Below are 22,326 nucleotides of genomic sequence, written 5' to 3'. Positions count from 1 at the left end.
AAACATCGGGCGCACCTGCTACCGGGTGCGCCCCCACTTTGAAGCCTGGTTGCCCCGCAACCGAGAGGTGCCCGCATGTTAAGCGCAATCGATAGATTTTTGATCGGACTCTATACCCTTTGCGGCTATCTGGCAGCGGTTTGCCTTTGCATGATTTGCCCCATGGTTCTAGCCAATATTATCGGTCGCTGGATTGGTGTTTTTGTGCCTGGCACGAACGAGATCGGCGGCTACCTGATGGCCGGGGCGGGCACTTTGGGCTTTGCTTACACCTTCGGCTTGAACGGCCATATTCGTGTCTCGATGCTTACAGATCGCCTGCCAGCCACGCTTAAGTGGAGGGTCGAAGTGGCGAGCCTCGCCGTCTCCGCCGCCCTCATGAGTTACCTGGCCTGGCATTCCGTCGATATGGTGCTGCTAAGTTACGAGTATCACGACCGCAGCAGCGGCACTGACAACATGCTGTTGTGGATGGCTCAGACACCGATGGTTGCGGGGCTTGTTGTGTTCGCAATCGCGTTGTTTCACGGCCTGATCGCCGCTGTCGCCTCGCATAGGCCTGTCTATCCAAAGCGTGACGTTCTCTGATGACAGAAGTGCTGCCCATCATTGCCATTCTGATCACGCTTTTTGGGTTGCTGGCTCTGGGTGTCTGGATCGGCGTTGTTCTGCTGGCAACAGGCGTGGTCACCGTGTTGATGTACAGTCAGATCAGCTTTGGCGCGCCCATGGCGACGACGGTCTGGTCGCATCTCTCCCCTTGGGGGCTGACCTCTCTGCCGCTGTTCATCTGGATGGGGGAGATCCTGTTTCGCAGCAACCTCTCTGTCAGCTTGTTTCAGGGGCTGTCACCCCTCCTGCGACGCATCCCCGGTGGCCTTTTGCACGTCAACATCGCCGGTTGCGCGACATTCGCAGCCATCTCAGGCTCAAGTGCCGCCACGCTGGCCACTGTCGGCAAGATGACCATCCCGGAGCTGCGCCAGCGTGGCTATCCTGAGACTCTTTCGCTGGGGACACTGGCGGGTGCCAGCACGCTGGGCCTTCTGATCCCGCCTTCGATCAACTTAATTGTCTATGGCGTCGTAGTGGACGAGTCCATCGGTCGGCTCTTCATCGCAGGCGTTGTCCCGGGCATCCTGCTTGCGTTGCTCTTTGCGTCCTATGTGTTTGCTTGGGGCGCGCTGTCGGAGACCGGCAAATCGATGCGCGAAGACCGCGTGACTTTGCCCGAGATCGGCAAAGGGTTGATCAAAATTGCCCCCGTCGTGCTCCTGATCGGTGGCATCATCGGATCGATCTTCTTCGGCTTCGCTGTCCCGACGGAGGCAGCCGCCGTGGGTGTTGTGGGCGCGCTGATCCTGTCAGCCGCACAAAAGACCCTGACCGTTGACAGCTTCGTCAAGTCGTTGACCGGTGCGGTCGCCACGACATCGATGGTCATGCTGCTTCTGGTAGGCAGCGCCTTCCTGAACTTCGGGATGAGCCTGTCTGGATTACCCAGCGCGCTAGCTGAATGGATAGAAGGGTTCCAGTTGTCCGCACTGGGCCTGATCATGTGCCTGACGCTGCTTTATCTGATCCTCGGCATGTTCCTCGACGGCTTTTCGATGATCCTGCTCACTATGGTCGTGGTCGAACCTATGGTCCGTGGCGCGGGCATCGACCTGATCTGGTTCGGCATCTTCATGGTGATCGTGGGCGAAATGGCCCTAATCACGCCGCCCATCGGGTTCAACCTTTTCATGATTCAGGGGATCACGGGCCGCGACATTGGCTATGTAGCAAGGGCCGCGCTTCCGATGTTCCTGCTAATGTTTGTCTGTCTGGCGCTGCTGATCGCCTTCCCGCAGCTGGCGCTTTGGCTGCCGGAATACATGAACCGCTGAGGTGATGATGGACGACAGCCTAACCCCCCTGAAAGGAAAGACATACGATGTTGTCGTGATCGGCGGAGGGATCAATGGCACCTCCGCCGCGCAGCTTCTTGCAGCAGACGGCTATTCTGTGTTGCTGGTTGACAAGGGCGATTTCGGCTCTGGGGCAAGCGGTCGTTCTGCGCGCATGCTGCATCCGGGACTGCGGTACTTTGAGGCGGAGAACCCCTTGCGGCATTTCGGGTTGCATCCCGGTCGCTTCTTTCGGGCGCTCAAGGGTGCGCGCCAGATGATGGGGAGCGTGTCCGAACACCTCAAAGACGGGGGCGATAGGATTTGGCCTTATCGTATGTGCTTTCCTGTCTATGAGGACGACACGTTCAAAGCCTGGCATGTGAAGGCGGGCATCCGGCTATTACAACTGCTAGGCGACGGCTCAGTGCCGTTCGATTTTGAGATGATCCGGCAGCAATCTGCAGATCGGTTGCCGTTCTACAAGGACTTCCGCGATCCTGACCGTTTGAGTGCTGTTGCTTGCTACAACGAGTTCAAGTTCGACTGGCCGGAGCGTTTTTGTGTCGACATGGCCCTCGATGCGGAACGCAACGGCGCCGTCCTGCGGACCTATTGCAGTGCGAAACTAGGAGACCGTAGCCCGGATGGGACATGGGCCATTCATCTGGCCACAGCGCGCGAGGCTGCAACCGTACAAGGCCGACGGGTCTTGAACCTGGCCGGTACCTGGACCGATGATGTGCTGCCCGAGGGCAGTAAATCGGTCGTGACAATGACTAAGGGCGTGCATCTGATTGTCGCGCTTCCCGACGCCTATCGGGGGCACGGTGTTGCGTCGCTGAACCGGCTCGGGTTGCCCTATTACATCACCCCCATGTTCGGGAACGTCTTCTCGATCGGAGTGACCGAAACACCGTTTGAAGGGGACGCCAGCGATGTCCGCGCTGAGGAAGATGATATCGACTTTCTGCTGGCGGAAACCAATCACAGTCTTCCCGGGCTCAACCTCACACGTCGGGACGTACTGCGCACCTGGGCCGGGGTCCGGCCTTTGACGCATTCCGAAGCAGAGGGAGGCGGCACACGCGACCGCAAGCTGCATGATCTTGCCGAGAACGGCTTGCCGGGCGTTTTCGCCTTAACCTCTGGTCCGATTATTACCCACCGCGCAACAGGTCGGCTCTTGCGCAACAAAATACGTACCGGGTTGGCCCCATCGGGGTCCAAGAGGCGCGTTGACTACACGCCGTTTGCGTTCACAAGCAGTGATAATTCACCACCGTTCGCTCCGGATGCGCCGGACATCCGTATCAGCGACTTGCAGCACGGAGCGAAAAAAGAACATGGCAAAACGCTCGCGGATGTTCTGGAGCGTCGCACGGACCTCTTGTGGCGTCGAAATCTGACTCAGACCGAGATATCCCGTGCAGCAAAGATAATTGGAGAAGAACTCGGTTGGAGCGAAACTCAAGCGGCTGAGGAAGCCCAAGCTTTTGCCAACTATCAAGACCAGCAGTTTTCCACTGCCAAGCCTCTAGAACGGGACGCTGCAGAGTGATTCATTAGGAAAGCAGACGGCTAAGTAGTTTCGGATCGTCCTGCACGCGGCCTGTTTCCTGTGCATGAAATTTAACTTCGGCGGTTCCGTACCGGCTTCAGATACAGTTCTGCGTTTCGTGATAGACTGTCTCGGTCAACATAGGGTTGCCGCTTTGGGAGGGCATGGCGGATCAGAGGATCAGTCATGGAACCTACACCAAACCTAACGGCCATCCGCGCACTTCGACCTGCTTGGAACAAGGGCCGCATCGTCGGTCAAAAGAGGCCACTGAAACCAAAGCATGTCTGGGCCATTCGGATCCGGCTTGAGCTGGCCGAGAACCGTCGCGATCTCGCCCTGTTGAACATGGCAATCGACAGCAAGCTTCGCGGCCGTCACCTGGTGAAGATGAAAGAGGTCGATGTCATGGCGTCGGGCCAAATCAAGGAACGGGCATCGGTGCTGCAAAGTAAAACGCAGAAACCTGTTCGTTTTGAGATATCCGAAGGCACTCGAGCTTCTGTCGAGAAGTGGATGGAGGACGAGCTGATGGTCGGCTCCTAGTACCTTTGGCCCGGTCGCTTCCATGAGCGCCTTCACATCTCTACTCGGCAGTATGCCCGCATCGTTCGAGACTGGGTGACGTCAATTGGTCTCGAGGCAACCGCATATGGAACTCATTCGATGAGGCGAACAAAGGTGACACAGATATACAAAAAGACAGGCAACCTTCGTGCTGTCCAGCTCTTGCTAGGCCACACCAAGATGGACAATACCGTCCGATAACTTGGCGTCGAGCTTGAGGATGCCCTAGCAATCACCGAAGCCATCGAAATCTGGCGTAGCTCGGTCGCCTTCACGGGCGGCCCAAAGGAGACATCCAAACGTTGATTGCGTCGCTGCACTGCGGCCCGTCAGAGCCGCCGTTCGCTGCAATTGATCCAACGGCCGCTCTTCGATTCTCAAGAAAAAACGATCCCTCCCAAAAAGGAATAAAGTCGAGCCTTGTCGTTACTCGCATGAACAGACCACAGAGTTACCCCTTTGACTATTCATAGGCCGTTGCAGCATCGCTCAGGTATCTAATAGCATCGTCCAGCTCTGACTGTGTGTAAGTCGCAGCTCTTTCCTGCAGCTTTGTCACTGTGCTGCGGTGCAGGGGGCCCACGGTCTCAAACAGATGTTTTGTAGGATGCACAATGACGCCTCGCCGGTCATCTGGATCACGGTCGCGCTTGATCAAGTTTCCCTTCTCCAGTCGATCCAACAAGCTGGTTATAGAGCCGGATGTCAGACCCAACTCTTTGCCGATCTGACTTGGCTTCATTGGCGCTGTTGCGAGCAAGTTGAGGCAGCGCAGATCGTTGCGGCTCACATTGACGAGCGCGGCGGCCTGCGTATCGAGACGGTCGATAGCGTCATAGAGGCGGCGGCAGACCTGGACCAAATCCTCGGTCGTCCGCTTAATGTTCCGGTCTTCCTGATCAGACATAACGCATTACCTTGATTGCCAAGTTAGTTGATAGGCTTATATATATAGAGATACTAGTTTTTCCCCGCAACAGATCGCATCCAGATGTCCTATTTCACCCATGAATTCGAAGATAAGATCTCTCTGCAAGGCGTCGGCATCAAGAAGGTTCTGACCTATAAAGTGCTGTTCATGCCGCCGCGTTTCGAGACTGAGTTGCCCTTCAAGGAGTATCCCCGCTTAAGGGTAGAGGGTGAAATTGCCGATGTCCCCGTGCGTGGGGCCTGGATGCCGGTCGGTGATGGACGCAGGTACTTCATTGTCTCGCCCGAAGTGAAAAAGCAGACCGGGTTCGATGTCGGGGATTTGGTCGAAATGCGGTTCCGCATTGATGACCAGGATCACGTTGATATCCCCGTGCGTTTGCAGACGGCTCTTGATGAAGATGATGCCGCAAAAACCCAATGGGACAAGCTCACAGCGGGTAAGAAACGTATGTTCACGTTTCACGTGTCCACCGCGAAAACGGCCCCAACAGAAGCGCGCCGCGTAGCTGAGGCGATGGAGGCCATCGGGCGCGGTATTACGCTGCGTGACCTTCAGAATGAACGGAAAGCGAAGAAATAGTTCTCCAAAGCCTTGATTGACTCTTTTGACAAGTTACTTGATGATCAAGTTAAAATTAGGAGAGGGCGATATTTTTCGCCACCCGCGCCGATCAGGAGTCTTCAATGTTTTTCATTCTCACCACCATCGCAGCCGTCATAGGTTGCATAACCCTGCTCATCATCCTTTTGTCAGCCTTGTCGCCAAGGAAGCTGGAATACACTGAGACCACCGCTATCAACGCCTCGGTCGGGGACGTCTATGATGATATCCGTTTCCAAGATCGGTTGATGCGGTGGTCCGCCTGGCCGAAAGAAACCAAGTCCAAATGCGCCGGGGATACCGGGCACACCATTGAGGGCGAAGACGGCACCGTCGGCACCCGCACGGTGTTTTTCTCAAAGGGCAAGGCGATGGGGTTTCAAGAAATCCAGTCGCTCAAGCCCAATCATTCAGTGACCTTCACCCTTGAAGGTGCTGGTCCACCGCATTTCCCGACAATGGTGTTCACGCTCGAAGAACTGAGCGCGGAGAAAACGAGGGTTGTTCTCGCCTTTACCAACCGCATGCCGCCGCCGTTCAACCTCATCTGGAAATATACGGGCATCAGTAAGTGGACACGCAAGATGCATGTCAAAGACCTTGAGGGCCTGAAAGCGTTCTCGGAGCCGCCGCACAAGGACGCAGATGGCACAATCGTTGAGCGCGAAATGTCGGTGCCGAACCCTTATGAAATCAAGATGCCGGAGATTGCTTAGCACGGCACACGCTTCTCATATACCGTCAGAAGCAGCGACAGGCGGTGCAGCTTCTTCAAACAATAAAGCGGCCATTGGCATCCTGATGCTGACGATTTTTCTGGACCTTTTGGGCTTCGGTGTCGTGATCCCATTGCTGCTAGAATATGCACGCTCTTTCGGCGCAACGGCAGGCATCGTGGGGGCGCTGGTCGCTGGGTACAGCCTTATGCAATTCATCTTTGGACCGATCCTTGGCGCACTATCCGATAGGATCGGCCGCAGGCCGGTGCTGTTGGGCACAATCGCCATCAATGGCGTGGCCTTCATCATTTTCGGATTTGCCGGTACTCTCACAATGCTCTTTGTGGCCCGGCTAGTGTCGGGTATCGCCGCCGCCAGTCTTTCCGTGGCCCAGGCGTCCCTTGCCTACATGACGCCGACTGCAGCAAGAGCCAATGTCTTTGGTCTCATTGGCGCAGCCTTTGGCATGGGCTTTGTGTTCGGTCCGCCGCTTGGGGCCTTGATCGCTGGCAATTTGGGCAGTGCCGCCGTTGGCTTCTGCGTCGCGGTTCTCTGCGCCCTGAATTTTGTATTTGCGTTCCTATTCCTGCGGGAAACCCGCGATCCGAAGGTTGCGAAAGCAAACACAGACGACAGCGGTATCTTCGCATCCATGCGCGAAGTCCCTGCCATTCGGCGGCTCTTTGCTGTCATGTTTCTCTTTACGCTTGGGTTTTCCGTGATGCCAGTCATCGGTGCGCTGATCTTCGCAGATCGGTTTGGCCTCACAGCGGTCCAGATGGGTTATGTGTTTACACTCATAGGCATAGCAACGGCAGCGGTCCAAGCGGCCATCGGTCCACTTGCCAAGGCATTCGGCGAGCGTAGCGTTTTGCTTGTCGGCCTCGTCTTTGTCGGGGCGGGCACTGCCTCTCTGCCAATTGTGCCTGTCGAAGTGTTTCTTTGGTTAGGGTTACCCGCTTTGGTAATCTACGCCTTCGGACATGCGTTCGTCTATCCGACGCTGACCGCGCTTGTCGCTGCCGAAACGGATGAAGCCCGCCAGGGAACAGTTCTCGGTCAACTCCAGGCAGCGGGGTTTCTCGCGCTGGTCATCGGCCCCATAGGCGCTGGCTATCACTATGATACGTCTATGAGTGTGCCATTCATGATTACCGGCGTGCTCTTACTGATCGCGGTCATCCTTGCTGTCGGCCATCCGCGAAATCGGATTCAGACATCGTGACTTGTACGGTTCAAAAAAGCAGCCATTCCTCCTTTCCGCAGCAATTGTCGCTCAGGGCTGGTTGAGATCATCGAACTGGGTGCCGCATGCCCCTGACGGTTAAAGCTCTTATAGCTCAAGACGGCCCTAAGCCGACCTTGTGCGCGGATTCTAAATGCTGCGGACGCAGTCCGCTTTGCCGTCATTCGCTGCATGCGAAAAATTCGGCGTCTGGCTAAATCACAGTTCGCGGGACAAAACTGTCGCTTAGCTTTGAGAACTAGGGGGCTGCTTTGCGCGCTTTCCCAATGCAGTGAAGCGAAAGTGCTGCTAACTGACCGTAAATTGGCCCATCATGCCGCAGTCTTCATGCTCTAGAATATGGCAGTGGTACATGTAAGGTGCGTCTTGTGGGGCTTCGTAGTCAAACCTAACGAGAACCTCGGACCATCCTTCTTCGACATGCACCATATCTTTCCATCCCTGAGCATAGGCGGGTGCGTCGCTGCCATTTTGCTTCAGAATGCGAAACGAACAGCCATGAATGTGGAAAGGGTGCAGCATATCATCAACTGAGATGCGCCAGATCTCTGTCTCGCCTCTTGTGACCTCTTCGTCTATCCGGTCCATCTTCATTGGTTGACCGTTGATCGCCATAGCCCCCCCGCCACAGATGTTGCCCCAAGCCCGGGCTAACGCGGCGAGGTCGGCTCCGGTGTCCATTTGAAGCGAGAAATCGCGGGTTCGGACAGCGTCATCCGATTTAGGCGGGCTTAGGTTTGCAAGCAGGTTCGGCATTCCGCCATCAAATCCTGCAGGCTCAGCCCGCGTTAGGGTCAAAGCCGTCAGGGTTGTTAGGCCATCGCCAAACAAATTGGCAAAGAAACCTTCGTTCTCAAAGCCAACCCGCAGACTGTTTGTATCCGCTGTGCGCATATCGACCAAGACTTCATACCGCTCGCCCGGAGACATGAAGATTGTCTCGCTTTCGACCAGCGATGGTAGAAACCCACCTTCGGAGGCGATGACGTTCATCGAACCCTCCGCCATCGACAGCGTCAGAAACCGCGCGTTGCAAGCGTTTAGAATCCGCAGCCGAACCAAACCGGTTGGGACACGTTGACCGACCGGCGCAAGCGCACCATTCACGATCAACGTGTCGCCTTCGAACCCGTCCTCGAACACCTGTTCGGATACGCCGTAGGCCATTGTACCCGCGTCGTCGAAGATCTTGTCCTGCAAAACCAACGTAAAATCGTCAACGCCATAGGTTGCGGGCAGGTCGGCAGACAGGCTGGCGTCGTCCTCGATCAAGAGAACCCCTGCGAGGCCTTTATGCGTTTGCTCCGCTGTTAAACCATGCAAGTGAGAATGAAACCAATTCATGGAGGCCTGTTGGACGATGGGAACATCCGGCGACCAGGTCGCCCCTGGTTCGATTTCCTGATGCGGGCCGCCATCCACGTTTCCCGTAATATGAAGCCCGTGCCAATGCAATGTGGTTACGGCATCCAGCTGATTGAGCACGTCAAACGGCAGGGTTTGGCCCTGCTTCGCTTTCACGACCGGCCCGAGATAGCTGCCGTTAATGCCCATAGTCTGGCTGATCCCCCCCGTACCAAAGTCATGGGTGCCGGGTGCGCAGGTCAGCTTGACGCGGTCATTAATGCCTTTGGTCAGGTCCGTCATCGGGATGATCGGCAGCGGACGCTGCGCTGACTGCGCCCAGAGCGGTCGGGTAACGCCCAAGGGAAGACTGACTGCCGCGGTTCCGCCCAAAAACGCGCGCCTATTCAATCGCATAGATTACTCCTTGTCGCCATTGGAAACTCAATTCCAGGCCAATTTACGCAAGAGCCTGAAGCGAAGCTGAAGACCGCTGGTCTGTGGTTACTTTTGCGCGTGGGCACGGTCTTCAGCGTTCCAAACCAATCGGAAGCACGCCCCGGCCAGGTTCTGGCTCTGTTCGGCTGTGACGCATAGGCCGTTGCGTTCCGCGACGGATTTGACAATGGACAACCCCAGACCCGCCCCGTGCCCGCCAATGCTGTCCGAAGCCTTGGTGATCTGAAAAAGCCTATCGAAGACCTGTTGGCGCAGGGCGTCAGGAATGCCGGGGCCGTTGTCTTCGATTGTGATGAAGCTGTCTGTCAGTGTGATATGCACAAGCCCCGGTCGCCCCGAAAATTTGATCGCGTTTTCCAAAATGTTCCGCAGGATTGTGCGCAGGTCTTGAGGAGATCCCACAAAGAGGGGATGAGCGTTTGTGAAGACTTCAATCGTAACACCCAACCGCTCTGCCTCTGGCGTCATTTCGGCCATCAGATCGGATATTGCTGTTGTAAGTTGCACCGTGTCAGGTTCAAAATCAGGTTTCTCCGCACGGGCCTGGTCCAAAAGTTGGCTGCTCAGTGCCGCCAGACGATCGACGCCGTGAATGACATTTTCAAGCCGTTGCCGCGTTTCGGTGTCCACGCCGGTCAGGTCGATAGCCTGACATTGAGCTTTGATAATGGAGAGCGGCGTGCGCAGCTCATGGGCGGCGTCATCGACGAAGGTTCTCTCGCGTTTCAATGATGTCTCGATCCGTTCCAGCAGGCTATTCATCTCCCGGATGATCGGTTCCAACTCGCCCGGCGCATCGTTTACAGGCAGCTGACGCAAGTCTTCAGCTGAACGCTGCGTAAGCTCCTGAGAAAGCGAAGTAAGAGGGATCAAACCTTGCCTAACAAGGACAGTCGCCGTCAGGACGGCACCAAGCAGGGCAAGGGTGATGGGAACCATCGATGTGATGGCGAGCTGCAAAACAAGCTGGTCCGTCTCTTGCTTGAGCCGCGCGATCAGGACCACTTCTCCTGAGTTCAGGAAGTATTCCCGGGCCTCCCAATCTGCACCCAGATTGGATGGGGCAGGCGCAAGGGCAGTCCCCTCTACGATACGTTGTAGGGCCGTATTACTATCAACAAGCAATTGCCCCTTCGCGTCCCAAACGCGGATGAGGTAGTCCTCGGCGTAGCGCTCCAGCCCCTTACCAAAGGAAGTCCGCGAAATTGTATCGCCTTCAAGCCCGGCAATCGTCAAAGCCAGGATGTCCGATTGTGCATTAAGTGCATCCCGCAGTTCTGCCCGCGTGCCAAAGTAGACAAAGCCCGCTGCGAGAAAACAGCAGACCGCAACAACCGGAACAAAGCGCCATAACAGACGGCCACGGATCGAGCTACTGCGCATTTGGCACTTTGTCGATCACGTAGCCGACCCCCCGGATGGTACGGATCAGGTCACTGCGCAGGCGTTTTCTGATTTGTGAAACATAGACTTCGACCGTGTTGCTTTCGGCGTTGCCATCCCAGCCATAGATGTTTTCTGCCAGGTCATCCTTTGACACAATGCGTCCTGACCGCTCAAGCAGCAGGGCCAAAACTTGAAACGCCAGTGGCGACAGCTCGACTTGTTCACCGTTTCGCAGGACCTGAAGCGCTGATGGAACAATGACAATGTCATCATGGACGATATTGGGTGCGCTGCGGCCATTTGCGCGGCGCACCAAGGCACGCGCGCGGGCAAGAAGTTCGTTCATATCAAACGGCTTGATCAGGTAATCATCTGCACCACAATCGAGCCCCTCAATCCGGTTCTCTACCGCCTCGCGTGCCGTCAATATTATCACCGGTTCGGCCCGGTGCCCATCACGCATCCAGCGCAGCAGGCTGAGGCCATCGCGCCCGGGCAATCCAAGATCGAGCAGCACAAGGTCGAAGCTTGTGGTGGAAAGTGCAGCTTGAGCGGTGTCGGCATCATTGACCCACTCCACTTTATAGCCGTCTCGCGCGAGTGAGATGCACAAAGCGTCTGCGATCAACGATTCATCTTCGACCAGTAAGACCCGCAATGCTGCTTCCCCCTTTCGACTTTTCTTAGTTGCGTGCGAAGCTTAAGGTAACCTGAAGACCCTGAAAGCGTTGCACAACGGCAAAAAGGGGTTCGTCGAGGGGAACTAGGTCTGCATGCGCTGCTTGCGGTATCTCAAACGCCTGAGTGCCAAACTAGCAACGCGTAAGGCTGCAACGCTACGCTCGCCCAACCAACCAGTTAAGGCCCCAAGCATAACCTGAAAAAGGAAATGCTTGCCAGCTTCGATCCGCGATGCTCCCACGTAGGCACCACTCAGTATTGCGACGCCTTGTAAGGCCTTGTTGCGCACCAGGCAGTCATTCACCAGATAACTGGCCCCAAAAACGGCTGCTGCCGTGTGGCCGGACGGAAACCCTTGCGCATTTCCAGTTGGCCTGAGATTGATCTCGGCCTCCCCCAACCCGCGCTTGAAGCCATGAACGACCAACATCGTGCCGGTGAACCTGAGAAAATAGCTTCCAGCCTCACCATTCGCGACGGCACAGACCAACCCCGCAACTGGCAAAGCGACTTGCAACCGATCTCCAACTTTCTCGACATCCCATGTGCCAAGAAGTGTACCAGCTACCAAGATGATGCAGACTTGAACTTGGATCGTTCGTTTAAGCCTTTGCATCATGTTCCAATCCCCCCAAGACTATTCGTTTGGAGGCGTGTGAAGGAACAAACTGAATGGTGGCTGAAGACGGTGCGCTAGCGTTGCGTCCGTTTGCAGCTCTTGAGGATCTTGGTTTCTAATTGCTGCACGCTGCGCATTCCCACTGTAGCGGTGTTTGCAACACAAGTTTCTTTACTGCTGCACAGACGTCTGGTGTTTTTGACCAGCCATAAATGCGTGTTCAACGCGAATGGCTGGGACGGCAGCATTTGGGGACCGTTGTCGAGCTCTGATCGGAGCCATTCTTACAAAAACTAATATCAGTAATCCGCACTTCGTGGCCATCCATGCAAAACGCAGCATCGGTGACGATGGGCTCTTCGGAGGCATCCGGGGTAGCGCAGCCTCGAACCGCATATCGGTGGCACCGACGACAAACCGGCCCTGAGCCGACCTTCGACACCCGATCAGGATGCTGCGAGGGCAGCCCGCTTACCGGCCATTCGCTGCGCTGGCGAAATCTCGAGCATCGCGAATGAGAAAGGTGCGCGACAAAACCGACCTACGTTTTTTCAGCTGCGCGTGCGCAGCATTCCCTCGCGTGCGCAGCACTAATGCTACTTCAATGCGCCGATTTTCACCGGAGCAGCCATTCGAACGGGAAAAGACGGTGGAAACCAAACCGTCCTTTAACTGAGGCTGCGCTATTCCCATGTTATGACTGTCGTTCAGCGCGAGAGCGACCGACCTTCTGCATTGAGCTTTTTGTTAAGGATTTGCCTTACCTTGATCCCTGCGCCATCTGCCCCCAACGTAACCTCTAGAAAGTCGAGCCCGCGCGGATCTGCAGCAACGCTGGATTGCAGTTTCTCAAGCAGGTGTTTGTCTTCGTCGAACGCGGCAGTCACGCTTGCACGGGTCTTTTCGGCAACTTCCTCGGTTAGAGACGGCACATCAAACGCCGCCATCCAGAAGTAATGTGTTTTGCCGCGTTGCGCGGGCGTCACGATGTGGCAGCCGCGCACGATAAAGTCAGACCGTTTGCCCGCATCAGGGTTGGGATCATGCACGTTCCAGTCCGAAAACGAAATCGCAAGCGACGGCATCCGACCCTTTTGCACGCGTTTGATCGGCTTATCTTCCGGCAGGCCCATGCCCGCGCAGAATAAGGGCGACAGAGGGGCCAGGTCAAATTCTTGCTCATAGCAGATCGTTTCACCCTCCATGTAGGTGTCGGGCGCGGTGATCCAGTCGTCCTGTTTGAATGTGTTTTTATGCAAGAACGCGATGTGGGTCAGGTCAAGCACATTTTCCCGGATCAGCACCCAGTTCGCGGCGACCTCGTAATAACCATGCACAGGCGTCCAGTCAGGGTCGACCTGATAGCCGACCTCGGGCGGATCACAATCGATGGCGTCCTGATCGCCCATCCATATCCAGATGTAGGCCCCGGCCTCGCGCACCGCAAAGGACGGGATCTCTGCCGTCTTGGGTTTCATATGCTGTGTTGGGGCCTTGGTGCAGCGCCCGGAGGTGTTGAACTCCATGCCGTGGTAGGGACAAATGATCTTGTCGTCGCGCACGTGGCCCTCAGACAGGGGGCCCAGCGATGGGGGCAGCGATCATAAAGTGCTGCGGGTGTGCCATCCTCCAGCCGATAAAGAACAACGGGCGTTTCCAGCAGCCAACGCGCCAGCGGTTTGGTCGTCACCTCATCGCGATGCGCTGCCACCCACCACATGTTGCGCGGGTAGTTGTCTTCAAGCATTCCGTTGGGGATCGTCTGACCGTTGGTCCGGCTTGCGTCATCTTTCATGTGGCATCCTCGCTGTTCAAAAGCGCCTCAAAGCGCGCGATTTCATCTGGTTTCATTTCGTAGCTATGTTCGGCATCTGGAAAGCGACCTGTGCGCACGTCGTCGGCGTAGGCCGCAAAGGCCTCGGTCGCGTCCTGGGCCAGATTGGCGTAGCGTTTGGCGAACTTCGGTTTGAACGTATCGAATGCCCCAAGCAAATCGTAGCCGTTCAGAAGCTGGCAGGTGCCGGCGGCTCCTGCCCCGATTGAGAAGGTGAAGATGTTCACGGCTTCATCCACGGCCTTGCCGACAGCATAAGGCATTGCCTCGATCTCAAGACCGATCGCGCCAGCAGCCTCAATGGCGCGTGCGTCCGCAACGATCTCCATCGCGGCCTCTGCCGTTCGCCCTTGCATCTTGAAGCCGCCCATCTGGTGCACTTTGTGCGGCAACAGGCCAACATGGCTCATAATCGGGACGCCCGCATCCGCGACCGCGCGGATGATATGTGCACCTTCACGACCCAGTTGCAGCTTCAACGCGTCTGCGCCGCTTTCTTTCATCATGCGCACGGCATTGGTCACAGCCAATTCAGGCGTCGCGTAGGACCCATAGGGCATGGAGACCAAACAGAGCGTGTTTTGCGCACCTCGCCGCACGGCTTGGGTATGCATGATCATCTGGTCAACGGTCATCGCCAGCGTGTTCTCATGACCATGCAGCGTCATACCCAGGCTGTCGCCGACCCCTACAATGTCGACACCAGCGCGTTCGGCCCATGTCGCGGTAAGCACCTCTCCCACAGCAACCATCACCAGCCGCTCGCCCGCCGCTTTTTTGGCGGCAAGTTCAGGCAAAGTCAGTTTTGTCCGCGGCTCAGTCATTTGGTTCCTTTGCGACCATGGAGTCGTCGTATTTGTTGTTCCATTTGGAACAATATGCGCTAGGAAAGGCAGAACTGGCAATGGGCAAGCGATCATGGACGGATCAAACGACACAGACTTGACGCGGATATTCGACACGATCGAATACCCCGAGGCGTACCGCATTACATATTTGGCCAATGCCATCGTGTTTCCCGCCTATGCGGACATCAAACGTGACTTTGGCCTTGTACGTGCCGAATACATCCTGCTGGCCTGCCTCTCGCATTTTGATGTGCTGACAGCGCAGGACGTGGCCCGTATCTCGCGAAGGCCGCGCAATACCATCAGTCGCGCTGTGCATCGAATGTTGGACGAAGGATACTTAGACCGCGCCCCTGACCCGGACGATGGGCGGCAATCGCGGCTGCGGATTACGCCTGCCGGGCGCGCGTTGCATGGGCACGTTGCAGATTACCTGCGCCGAAGACAGGAAGAGGTATTGGGCAATCTGACCGCACCAGAACGCGAGACCCTGTCAGGGCTTTTGAAGAAAGCGGCGCTGACCGCTGCGCGACTGAACGACTAGGGCAACACATGGCTGAAATCGGACCAAATACCCGGCTGCGCGTCTCACCTTTTTACGAGGCAACCATTCAGGAAGGCGTCACCGCCTTTTCCCCCTACAACAACATGCTAATGCCTGTGTCTTATGGGGACCCAGACGCCGAATACGACCGGCTCATGAACGGCGTGTCGCAATGGGATGTCGGCGTCGAACGACAGGTCGAAATCACCGGCCCCGACGCCGCCCGTTTGGTGCAGCTTTTGTCGGTGCGTGATCTGTCGAAGATTGAGGTTGGCAAAGGCAAATATGTGCCTATGTGCGACCACCGGGGTGTTTTGATCAACGATCCCGTTGTGCTCAAACATGAAGACGGTACATTTTGGCTATCCATTGGCGACAACAACATGCTCATGTGGGCGCGGGCCATTGCGGCCGAGCGCGGGATGAACGTCGAGATTTGCGAGCCCGATGTCTCGCCCATGGCGGTGCAAGGCCCAAAGGCCGAGGATGTCGTCGCGTCTGTCTTTGGCGATTGGGTGCGCGCTCTCAAATATTTCTGGTTCGCACCCGCCGAGATAAACGGCATCCCGCTGGTTATCCAGCGCTCGGGTTATTCCAAACAAGGCGGTTTCGAGATTTATCTGCGCGATGGCACGCGCGGCACTGAGCTTTGGAACATCATCAAAGAAGCGGGCCAGCCATGGGAGATCGGCCCGGGCAATCCCAGTCCGATTGAGCGGATCGAAAGTGGTTTGCTTTCCTACGGTGGTGACACGGATGATCAGACAAACCCCTTCGAAGTGCGTCTTGGCAAACACGTTGATCTCGACCTCGAAGATGAGGTGGTCGGCATCCAGGCGCTGCGGCAAATCAAGGCCACCGGTGTCAAACGTCAGCAGTTGGGCATAGTGCTCGATAATCCCGAACGCAGACCCGGCCACGCGATTTGGTACGCAGTGCAGCAGGGCGACAGGCATGTTGGCCACATGACCTGCGGGGCATGGTCGCCACGTGTTGGGTCTATGATCGGGTTTGGCTTGGTCCGTGCGGACCTTATCGTCGGGGACAAGATTAATGTCGCGCGCGGAGGTTGCCTCGACCGGGCCAAGCTTTGCCAGCTGCCATTTTTCTAGCGCACGGGGCGGTTCAACAAGTGGCCGGCCATAGGCGCATAGGCTAAGAAACAGAGTTTCCGGCAATCCCGGTACGAATGACCGGTTGCTCCGCCGCATGCCAGCACAGATCTGCTTGCATGCGCCAAAATCCTGGCGCTGCGAGCGCACACCGCACAAAATCGCAATGGCTGAGTAGGGCTCCTTGCAGACCTCGGAGACAGCGCAGCATCAACAAGCGCATTTCGCAGTGTAGTATCGAGGACGGCCCATTGCTGCCTTTCACTGCGCCTTCGAGTTTCTGCCCGCGCGTCCCGCTTATCAGCCGTTCGCTGCGCTCGCGAGTTACAGGACGGAGTTGGTGCAGTGGTTTAATCGAACTTGTGTTCGCAAGTTTCGACCGAAACTGGGGTTCTTCGCCATTCTGTGATCGCCACTTCTTCTTTGGTTGCTTTTTTTAGGCACTAGGAATGTGCTGCTGCTTCTAGTTCGTATGCAATCTCAAACAGGCGTTTTTCTTTTCCGACGGGCGCGATGAAGTGGCTTCCTACGGGCATGTTGGTGTGCGCGCCCACGTCGGAGGGCATTACCATGGCCGGACATCCTGCAAAGTTTACGGGAGCCGTAAATTGTAAGTGCCTGACCATCTCAAATGCGACAGCGTCGGTCCACGGGTTTTTCCAAGTGCCTTGGTCGTGCGTCGGGCATACGACCGGGGACACGGGAGTGAGGAGGATATCGACGTCATTGAAAAGCTGCGCGAAAACGGCCGGCATGGAATGAAGATAATCCATTGCACGTGCAATTTGATCGTGAGGCAAATCTTGCAGGTGCTCTGCACCGCTTGCCACCAGGGGTGTGACGAGGCCGGTCTCCCCGATGGGCCGTCCCGTGCTCGCCTCAACCATCTGCCGCAAGTGCGTGAGCCGTGTTGAAAAAAATCGATGTAGGCTTCGGCAAACGCGTTGGTGTCGACCGGAAACGGAACCTCGATCAACTTGTGACCGAGACTTTCCAAGAGGCCTTGCATCTTGCCAAGTGCCGCTGCCGTGTCCGCATCCACGCGCCCTGAAGCCACAGCAATGCCAATACGCAGGCGTTTGGTGGAGGCTTCTGCCACAAAGCCAACCGGCGCGAGAGGTCCGCTGTGGTCTTCTGTAAGCGAAAAAAGCAGTGCGCTTTCGCGCACGGTTCGCGACAGCACATGATTGGTTTTTGCGATGTCATGGCTACCGTCTGCTTCGCCCGAGTACATCCTGTCCCGACTGGGTTTCATGCCGAAAATGCCCGTCGCAGAAGCCGGCAGACGGTTCGACCCGCCGCCGTCCGTGCCATGGGCCATTGAAACGACACCAGACGCAACCGCGGCAGCAGCGCCGCCAGAAGAGGAAAACACTGAGTACTTCGGGTTCAGCGGATTGATCGTCGCGCCAAAAACCTCGTTATCCGTAGTGATACCCGCTGCGAATTCGGGCACGTTTGTGAGGCCGAGGATGTTCAGCCCCGCGGCTTCGACTGCATCCACATAGGCCACGTTTTGTTGTGGGATATTGTTAAGCATTAGCCGAGACCCATCCGTTCTGGGTAGGCCACCGACGTCAATCATGTCTTTGATCAAAAAGGGCACGCCCGCGAATGCGGTATCCGTACTGGCGACCCGCGCGCGCTCTCTTGCGCGATCAAAGTCGCAGGTGGTCATGAAATTCAAAATGGGGTTGAGCGCCTCGATACGCGCTATCACGGCATCGGTGATCTCCAACGCGGTGGCCTCGCTGTTCTTCACCAGTGTCGCCAGATCGATTGTGTCCAGCCCAGCGAACGCGTCCCTTATAGAAATCATGACGGCTTGGGCTCGGACAGTTTCAAAATCCCGCAGGCTGCATCGACCAACACAGAGATCAGGTCTTCGGTGTCCTTTGGCAAGTGCCTGCGTGCCCTCAACGTGTGCTGGGTCAGGACAATTAGGGTCATTTGCAAGGCGTTCTCGATCGCGGCGGTCGGGTTCGGGTGATTGATTTGACCGTGGAACACATCGAATTTGTCACGCATCTGCGCCAGGAAACGATTGGTTAGCTGATAGCTGCGCTCGGCTATTTCCGGGGCCTCATGCGACAGATCTACAATCGCCTCACGCGCGCCCACGTGACCTGACAGCGCAATGTGAGCATGGCTCAGCACACGGGTCAGCATGGAACGAATGTCTTCGTCTTCGCGGGTTTCTTCGACCAATTGGTCAATCGTCTGTTCCATGAATGCGATATAACGGTTGTGTAGAATTTCCGCGACTTCGCGTTTGTCTTTGAATTGGTGATAGAACGAGCCGGCCGAGCATCCGGACTGCGAAATAATGTCCGAGATCTTGGTCGCCCGATACCCGCGCTCCGCAAAAAGATCCTCGGCAGCGTTCAGGATTTTCTGCTGACTTTCCTGGCTCCGCTTCTGAAGCGGCTTTTGTGATTTCGTGGAAACCGGCATCCGAACGCTCCTTACCCAGCCCTTACTCTATCGATCCAAATTTATGTATGCCAGATCACGCCGAGAAAACAGGATTGAAATTCTAATTCTGATTTTGTACGCCTTTGGGCTAGGGAGGATACGAGAGTGATCAGGCTTGAGCGGACAGGTGCGGTGGCGCACATCGTTTTGGACAACCCACCCGTCAACGTGTTTGATGCGGGCATTCACAAACAATTTCACGACGCCCTAAAGGCCTTTTACAGCGACCCAGCTTTGAAAGTCGGGGTCTGGCGCAGCACGGGCGATGGCGCCTTTTGCGCAGGCGATGACATCAAGTCGCCGCGTCCAGATCTATCGCAAAGTGAGATGATCCATCGGCACTATGGCGCAAGCGCAGATCAAACGGTCGAAACCTATCCAGGCTGGGAACGCGAGACGCTGCGCCTGAAACAAACCAAACCGCTCATCGCTGCTGTTCACGGGGCCTGTGTAGGTCAAGGGCTGCTTTACATGCTGATGTTGACGCAATTGCGGATTGCGACACCTGCCGCCAGGTTCGGGTTCCCCGAGATCACTTTTGGCATGGGCGGCGCTGCCGGAGCCTCTCAGATGGCGCAGCAAATCCCCTACACTGCGGCGATGCAGATGGTGCTGACGGGCGAGTTGATGGATGCGGAGTTTGCGCTGCACAACCACTTGGTGAATGAAGTTGTGGCGGATGACGACTTGCTGCAACGCGCCACTGCGATTGCTGAGCGTATCGCTGAAATGCCTGCGCTGGCGCTGCAAACGGAATTGCAAGCCTATGAGCGCACTCAGCATTTGAACCGCGACATGGCGCTGGATGTGGTCGAGGACATGTACCGCCTGCAGCGGCTTGCCTTTGCCACAAAGCCTCCGTTGTCAGAGTGATCGTGATGTATGACGCCCTAAACCCGCTTGATCAGTTTTTGCACGATGCAGCACGTCGGTTCGGGGCGCGTGATGCGGCGCATTGGGTGCAGTCTGGCACCCGTTTGACTTTTGATGAGCTGGCCCAGCAGGTTCGGGCGTGTGCGACAGGTTTGGCGCGTCTGGGCGTCGGGTCCGGCACTCATGTTGCGATTATGCTGCCCAGTTGCCCGGCAGGTACAATCACATGGTTCGCGCTCGCTCGGTTGGGTGCGGTTCTGACGCCTCTGAACCCTGCGTATGTGCCTTCAGAACTGGCTTTCGCGTTGAAGAACGCGGACGCAGAAGTGCTGATCATCGATATCTCGTTGAAACACCTTTTGCAAAACGATGACGTCCGCGCGTTGGACTTGTCTTTGATCATCACGCATGCGGGCCAGGAAGCGGGTAACAGCGATTGGCATGACCTTCTGACACATGGCGAAGACGGTGCGCCGCAGGCGACACAGAACAACGGTCTGTTTTCTATCCAGTACACCTCTGGCACAACCGGCCGCCCCAAGGGATGCATGTTGACGCAAGCCTATTGGGATCATTTCCGCACAGGTGCGCGTGCCGAGTTTGGTACGCATGACATCCGATCGACTCTGATCTGGTCGCCGTTCTTTTACATGGATGCACAGTGGCAGCTGCTTCTGTCGATGCACGCTGGCGCGACGGCCCACATCGTTGACAAGATGAGCTTGTCAGCACTGCCTGACTGGCTTGAACGATTTCAGATCAACTACTTTTCATTCCCCGAACCGTTCATTCAGTCCTTGTCCGAAGATCAGACATATAACTGGCCGCTGAAATTCGTAAACACCTTCGCCTGGCGTCCGCACAACATCGCAAAACTACGCCGTCTGTTCGGCCCCATTGGACGGGACGCATTCGGCATGACCGAAGTGGGAGGCGTGACAGCAGCCCCCACAGATCTGGACGTGAACGCGCACGCCGGAAGCTGCGGCACGCCGATGGAAGGATGCCGGATCAAAGTGGTGGACACGGATGGTAGGACCTTGCCCGCCGGTCAGTCCGGGGAACTGCTGGTCACCACACCGCACATGCTGCTGGGCTACTACAACAATCCCTCTGCGACCGAAGACAGCTTTGCCGGTGACTGGTTCCGCACCGGTGATCTGGCCAGCATCGATGAGGATGGGTCCCTGTATATCAAAGGTCGTCTGAAAGAGATGATCAAACGCTCAGGCGAAAACATCGCCGCGCGCGAGGTTGAGGCCGCGATTCTTCAGCACCCTGCCGTCCAAGAGGCTGCCGTAGTGGGCGTCGCAGATCCGCTGCGCAAGGAAGAGGTCAAAGCCTTCATCATCCTGAACGCAGGCGCGCCAAAGACCGAAGATCAGGCCAAGTCCATCGCCGCACACTGCGGCGATCGTCTCGCCGCGTTCAAACGGCCCAGATACATCGAGTTTACCGCCGATTTTCCCAGAACGGCGACCCGCAAAGTCGCCAAACACCAACTTGCTGCATTGCCGCCCGTGCAGGGCGACACAGCCTCGGGACCAACGCGCTTGGTCACCGGCAACCCCTTAACAAGAACTCCAGGGAGGAGAGAGAAGATGAAACTGAAGACAGTATTGAAGAATGGCATTGCGTCGGCGATCCTCGCGGTCAGCGCAGGTGCCGCACAGGCCGAGACAGAGCTTCGCTGGGCAAGCTCTGCTCCGGCAGGCACGCCTTGGGTCAAGCACTCGGAGGCGTTCGCGGAAGCGTTCAAAGAGGCAACAGGCGGCGCTTACACCGTGGCGCTGTTCAACGGGTCGCAACTGGGCACCGAGGTGGACGTGCTCAAGCAAATCACACGCGGCCGGATCGCCATCGGCGTGATCTCCACCCCCGGCATGGCAACACAGGTGCCAGAGGCATCGCTTTTGTCTGCCCCCTATCTCTTTAATTCCGCGGAAGAAGTTGATTGTGTCTATGACAATCACCTGACCGGCACGCTTGAGCCGCTTCTTGAGGCGCGCAACCTCAAGCTGCTCCAGTGGAACGAGCTGGGTTTTGCCAACATGTTCGGCCCTGAAAAGATCGCGAACCCCGATCAGCTGGGGGACATGAAGGTCCGTGTAAACGTGTCCCCGGCAGCCAAGAATTTCTATGACGCTCTGGGCGTGAACGGCATCTACATTCCGTTCTCAGAAATGACCTCTGCACTGCAAACCGGCCTGATTGAATCCGGTAGCATGCAGAACATCCTCTACGTCGCCATGGGCTTTGCTAAAGCGGCACCGCACCTGACCCTGACCAGCCATAGCCACGACAGCGGCATGATCGTCATGAACCTGGATATCTGGAACAAGATGAGCGCCGAGGATCAGGAAAAGCTGATGGCCTCGTTGCCCGACCAAAACGGTCTGCGCGCCGGTGTGCGGGGCATGGATGCCTATCTGGTTGGTGAATTCCAGAAGGCCGGCGGTCAGGTCTATGAGCTGAGCGATGAAGAGCTGGCCGTGTGGCGTGAAGCCGGTGGTTCGAAGCATGCGGAGTTGGTGACCGAGATCGGCGGCGAAGCGGAAGCCTTCTGGGGCGACGTAACAAACGCTGTCGCAGCCTGCCGGAAATAAACCCGCACACTGGGGTGGCAGAGACGATG

General features: G+C 56.6%; 19 protein-coding genes and 3 pseudogenes. 11 read left to right on the top strand and 11 right to left on the bottom strand.

The annotated features are described in order from the left end of the window. Positions 1–75 precede the first annotated feature (75 nt). From ACZ1HM_RS15255 to ACZ1HM_RS15240, 4 genes and pseudogenes are all read left to right on the top strand, one after another. Positions 76–588 (top strand): TRAP transporter small permease, encoded by a 513-nt coding sequence (locus tag ACZ1HM_RS15255; protein WP_472743527.1) that lies wholly within the window; start codon positions 76–78, stop codon positions 586–588. After that, positions 588–1,889 carry a TRAP transporter large permease gene (locus tag ACZ1HM_RS15250; protein WP_472743526.1) on the top strand — a complete coding sequence of 434 codons (1,302 nt, stop codon included), beginning with the start codon at positions 588–590 and terminating at the stop codon, positions 1,887–1,889. The genes ACZ1HM_RS15255 and ACZ1HM_RS15250 overlap by 1 nt, the downstream gene beginning before the upstream one ends. Positions 1,890–1,893: 4 nt before the next feature. After that, positions 1,894–3,450: an FAD-dependent oxidoreductase gene (locus ACZ1HM_RS15245; protein ID WP_472743525.1), complete on the top strand. Its 1,557-nt coding sequence runs from the start codon at positions 1,894–1,896 to the stop codon at positions 3,448–3,450. Positions 3,451–3,636: 186 nt separating this feature from the next. Further along, a pseudogene (locus tag ACZ1HM_RS15240) lies at positions 3,637–4,218 on the top strand (tyrosine-type recombinase/integrase). Positions 4,219–4,480: 262 nt separating this feature from the next. On the opposite strand, the gene ACZ1HM_RS15235 reads toward ACZ1HM_RS15240, so the two are convergent. Continuing rightward, positions 4,481–4,924, bottom strand: a complete 444-nt coding sequence (locus tag ACZ1HM_RS15235) for a MarR family winged helix-turn-helix transcriptional regulator (protein ID WP_472743524.1) — start codon at positions 4,922–4,924, stop codon at positions 4,481–4,483. 84 nt (positions 4,925–5,008) lie between these two features. On the opposite strand from ACZ1HM_RS15235, the gene ACZ1HM_RS15230 reads away from it, so the two are divergent. The 3 genes from ACZ1HM_RS15230 to ACZ1HM_RS15220 all read left to right on the top strand — a co-directional run bounded on the left by ACZ1HM_RS15230 (position 5,009) and on the right by ACZ1HM_RS15220 (position 7,495). Next, on the top strand, positions 5,009–5,530 hold the full coding sequence (locus ACZ1HM_RS15230; RefSeq protein WP_472743523.1) for a YdeI/OmpD-associated family protein: 522 nt from the start codon (positions 5,009–5,011) through the stop codon (positions 5,528–5,530). Between the two features lie 104 nt (positions 5,531–5,634). After that, entirely contained in the window at positions 5,635–6,267 is a 633-nt protein-coding gene (locus tag ACZ1HM_RS15225) for an SRPBCC family protein (RefSeq protein ID WP_472743522.1), read from the top strand. 85 nt (positions 6,268–6,352) lie between these two features. Continuing rightward, positions 6,353–7,495 (top strand): MFS transporter, encoded by a 1,143-nt coding sequence (locus ACZ1HM_RS15220; RefSeq protein ID WP_472743521.1) that lies wholly within the window; start codon positions 6,353–6,355, stop codon positions 7,493–7,495. 309 nt (positions 7,496–7,804) lie between these two features. On the opposite strand, the gene ACZ1HM_RS15215 is transcribed toward ACZ1HM_RS15220, so the two are convergent. The 7 genes and pseudogenes from ACZ1HM_RS15215 to panB form a co-directional block, all read right to left on the bottom strand. After that, positions 7,805–9,277 (bottom strand): multicopper oxidase domain-containing protein, encoded by a 1,473-nt coding sequence (locus ACZ1HM_RS15215; RefSeq protein WP_472743520.1) that lies wholly within the window; start codon positions 9,275–9,277, stop codon positions 7,805–7,807. A gap of 87 nt (positions 9,278–9,364) precedes the next feature. Beyond that, positions 9,365–10,555 carry a sensor histidine kinase gene (locus tag ACZ1HM_RS15210; RefSeq protein WP_472743519.1) on the bottom strand — a complete coding sequence of 397 codons (1,191 nt, stop codon included), beginning with the start codon at positions 10,553–10,555 and terminating at the stop codon, positions 9,365–9,367. A gap of 136 nt (positions 10,556–10,691) precedes the next feature. Then, positions 10,692–11,363 (bottom strand): response regulator transcription factor, encoded by a 672-nt coding sequence (locus ACZ1HM_RS15205; RefSeq protein WP_472743518.1) that lies wholly within the window; start codon positions 11,361–11,363, stop codon positions 10,692–10,694. Between the two features lie 105 nt (positions 11,364–11,468). Next, positions 11,469–12,005, bottom strand: coding sequence for a phosphatase PAP2 family protein (locus tag ACZ1HM_RS15200; protein ID WP_472743517.1), 537 nt, complete (start codon positions 12,003–12,005; stop codon positions 11,469–11,471). A gap of 707 nt (positions 12,006–12,712) precedes the next feature. Continuing rightward, on the bottom strand, positions 12,713–13,414 hold the full coding sequence (locus ACZ1HM_RS15195; RefSeq protein ID WP_472744634.1) for a hypothetical protein: 702 nt from the start codon (positions 13,412–13,414) through the stop codon (positions 12,713–12,715). Positions 13,415–13,540: 126 nt separating this feature from the next. Continuing rightward, positions 13,541–13,725, bottom strand: a pseudogene (locus tag ACZ1HM_RS15190) (Rieske 2Fe-2S domain-containing protein); the annotation flags it as partial. Between the two features lie 71 nt (positions 13,726–13,796). Continuing rightward, the gene (panB, locus tag ACZ1HM_RS15185; protein WP_472743516.1) at positions 13,797–14,663 is read right to left on the bottom strand and encodes a 3-methyl-2-oxobutanoate hydroxymethyltransferase; all 867 of its coding nucleotides are present in this window, start codon (positions 14,661–14,663) and stop codon (positions 13,797–13,799) included. Positions 14,664–14,757: 94 nt separating this feature from the next. Between panB and ACZ1HM_RS15180 the strand changes: the two genes are divergently transcribed. Together ACZ1HM_RS15180 and ACZ1HM_RS15175 are read left to right on the top strand one after the other, a co-directional pair. Next, positions 14,758–15,231, top strand: coding sequence for a MarR family winged helix-turn-helix transcriptional regulator (locus ACZ1HM_RS15180; protein ID WP_472743515.1), 474 nt, complete (start codon positions 14,758–14,760; stop codon positions 15,229–15,231). Positions 15,232–15,239: 8 nt separating this feature from the next. Continuing rightward, positions 15,240–16,343, top strand: coding sequence for a glycine cleavage T C-terminal barrel domain-containing protein (locus tag ACZ1HM_RS15175; protein ID WP_472743514.1), 1,104 nt, complete (start codon positions 15,240–15,242; stop codon positions 16,341–16,343). A gap of 443 nt (positions 16,344–16,786) precedes the next feature. Here the strand turns inward: ACZ1HM_RS15175 and ACZ1HM_RS15170 are convergent, their stop codons facing one another. The 3 genes and pseudogenes from ACZ1HM_RS15170 to ACZ1HM_RS15160 form a co-directional block, all read right to left on the bottom strand. Further along, positions 16,787–17,230 (bottom strand): amidase family protein, encoded by a 444-nt coding sequence (locus ACZ1HM_RS15170; RefSeq protein WP_472744633.1) that lies wholly within the window; start codon positions 17,228–17,230, stop codon positions 16,787–16,789. A 50-nt stretch (positions 17,231–17,280) separates the two neighbouring features. Continuing rightward, positions 17,281–18,162, bottom strand: a pseudogene (locus tag ACZ1HM_RS15165) (amidase); the annotation flags it as partial. After that, a complete protein-coding gene (locus ACZ1HM_RS15160; protein WP_472743513.1) occupies positions 18,159–18,797 on the bottom strand; it encodes a TetR/AcrR family transcriptional regulator in 639 nt (212 codons plus the stop codon). The pseudogene ACZ1HM_RS15165 and the gene ACZ1HM_RS15160, both read right to left, overlap by 4 nt. 126 nt (positions 18,798–18,923) lie before the next feature. On the opposite strand from ACZ1HM_RS15160, the gene ACZ1HM_RS15155 reads away from it, so the two are divergent. Next, on the top strand, positions 18,924–19,691 hold the full coding sequence (locus ACZ1HM_RS15155) for an enoyl-CoA hydratase/isomerase family protein (RefSeq protein ID WP_472743512.1): 768 nt from the start codon (positions 18,924–18,926) through the stop codon (positions 19,689–19,691). A 5-nt stretch (positions 19,692–19,696) separates the two neighbouring features. Then, positions 19,697–22,297, top strand: coding sequence for a TRAP transporter substrate-binding protein DctP (gene dctP / locus ACZ1HM_RS15150; protein WP_472743511.1), 2,601 nt, complete (start codon positions 19,697–19,699; stop codon positions 22,295–22,297). The last annotated feature ends 29 nt before the right edge of the window (positions 22,298–22,326 follow it).

Source organism: Sulfitobacter sp. GN1-4 (assembly GCF_055693825.1).
This window is presented reverse-complemented; position numbering and strand designations above follow the sequence as displayed.

What these genes read in the sequence shown, in the direction of transcription:
- ACZ1HM_RS15235 (WP_472743524.1), bottom strand. Translation starts at nt 4,924, where the DNA reads ATGTCTGATCAGGAAGACCGGAACATTAAGCGGACGACCGAGGATTTG.
- ACZ1HM_RS15170 (WP_472744633.1), bottom strand. Translation starts at nt 17,230, where the DNA reads ATGGTTGAGGCGAGCACGGGACGGCCCATCGGGGAGACCGGCCTCGTC.
- ACZ1HM_RS15215 (WP_472743520.1), bottom strand. Translation starts at nt 9,277, where the DNA reads ATGCGATTGAATAGGCGCGCGTTTTTGGGCGGAACCGCGGCAGTCAGT.
- ACZ1HM_RS15195 (WP_472744634.1), bottom strand. Translation starts at nt 13,414, where the DNA reads ATGGGCGATCAGGACGCCATCGATTGTGATCCGCCCGAGGTCGGCTAT.
- ACZ1HM_RS15230 (WP_472743523.1), top strand. Translation starts at nt 5,009, where the DNA reads ATGTCCTATTTCACCCATGAATTCGAAGATAAGATCTCTCTGCAAGGC.
- panB (WP_472743516.1), bottom strand. Translation starts at nt 14,663, where the DNA reads ATGACTGAGCCGCGGACAAAACTGACTTTGCCTGAACTTGCCGCCAAA.
- ACZ1HM_RS15250 (WP_472743526.1), top strand. Translation starts at nt 588, where the DNA reads ATGACAGAAGTGCTGCCCATCATTGCCATTCTGATCACGCTTTTTGGG.
- ACZ1HM_RS15245 (WP_472743525.1), top strand. Translation starts at nt 1,894, where the DNA reads ATGATGGACGACAGCCTAACCCCCCTGAAAGGAAAGACATACGATGTT.
- ACZ1HM_RS15255 (WP_472743527.1), top strand. Translation starts at nt 76, where the DNA reads ATGTTAAGCGCAATCGATAGATTTTTGATCGGACTCTATACCCTTTGC.
- dctP (WP_472743511.1), top strand. Translation starts at nt 19,697, where the DNA reads ATGTATGACGCCCTAAACCCGCTTGATCAGTTTTTGCACGATGCAGCA.
- ACZ1HM_RS15180 (WP_472743515.1), top strand. Translation starts at nt 14,758, where the DNA reads ATGGACGGATCAAACGACACAGACTTGACGCGGATATTCGACACGATC.
- ACZ1HM_RS15220 (WP_472743521.1), top strand. Translation starts at nt 6,353, where the DNA reads ATGCTGACGATTTTTCTGGACCTTTTGGGCTTCGGTGTCGTGATCCCA.
- ACZ1HM_RS15200 (WP_472743517.1), bottom strand. Translation starts at nt 12,005, where the DNA reads ATGATGCAAAGGCTTAAACGAACGATCCAAGTTCAAGTCTGCATCATC.
- ACZ1HM_RS15175 (WP_472743514.1), top strand. Translation starts at nt 15,240, where the DNA reads ATGGCTGAAATCGGACCAAATACCCGGCTGCGCGTCTCACCTTTTTAC.
- ACZ1HM_RS15160 (WP_472743513.1), bottom strand. Translation starts at nt 18,797, where the DNA reads ATGCCGGTTTCCACGAAATCACAAAAGCCGCTTCAGAAGCGGAGCCAG.
- ACZ1HM_RS15225 (WP_472743522.1), top strand. Translation starts at nt 5,635, where the DNA reads ATGTTTTTCATTCTCACCACCATCGCAGCCGTCATAGGTTGCATAACC.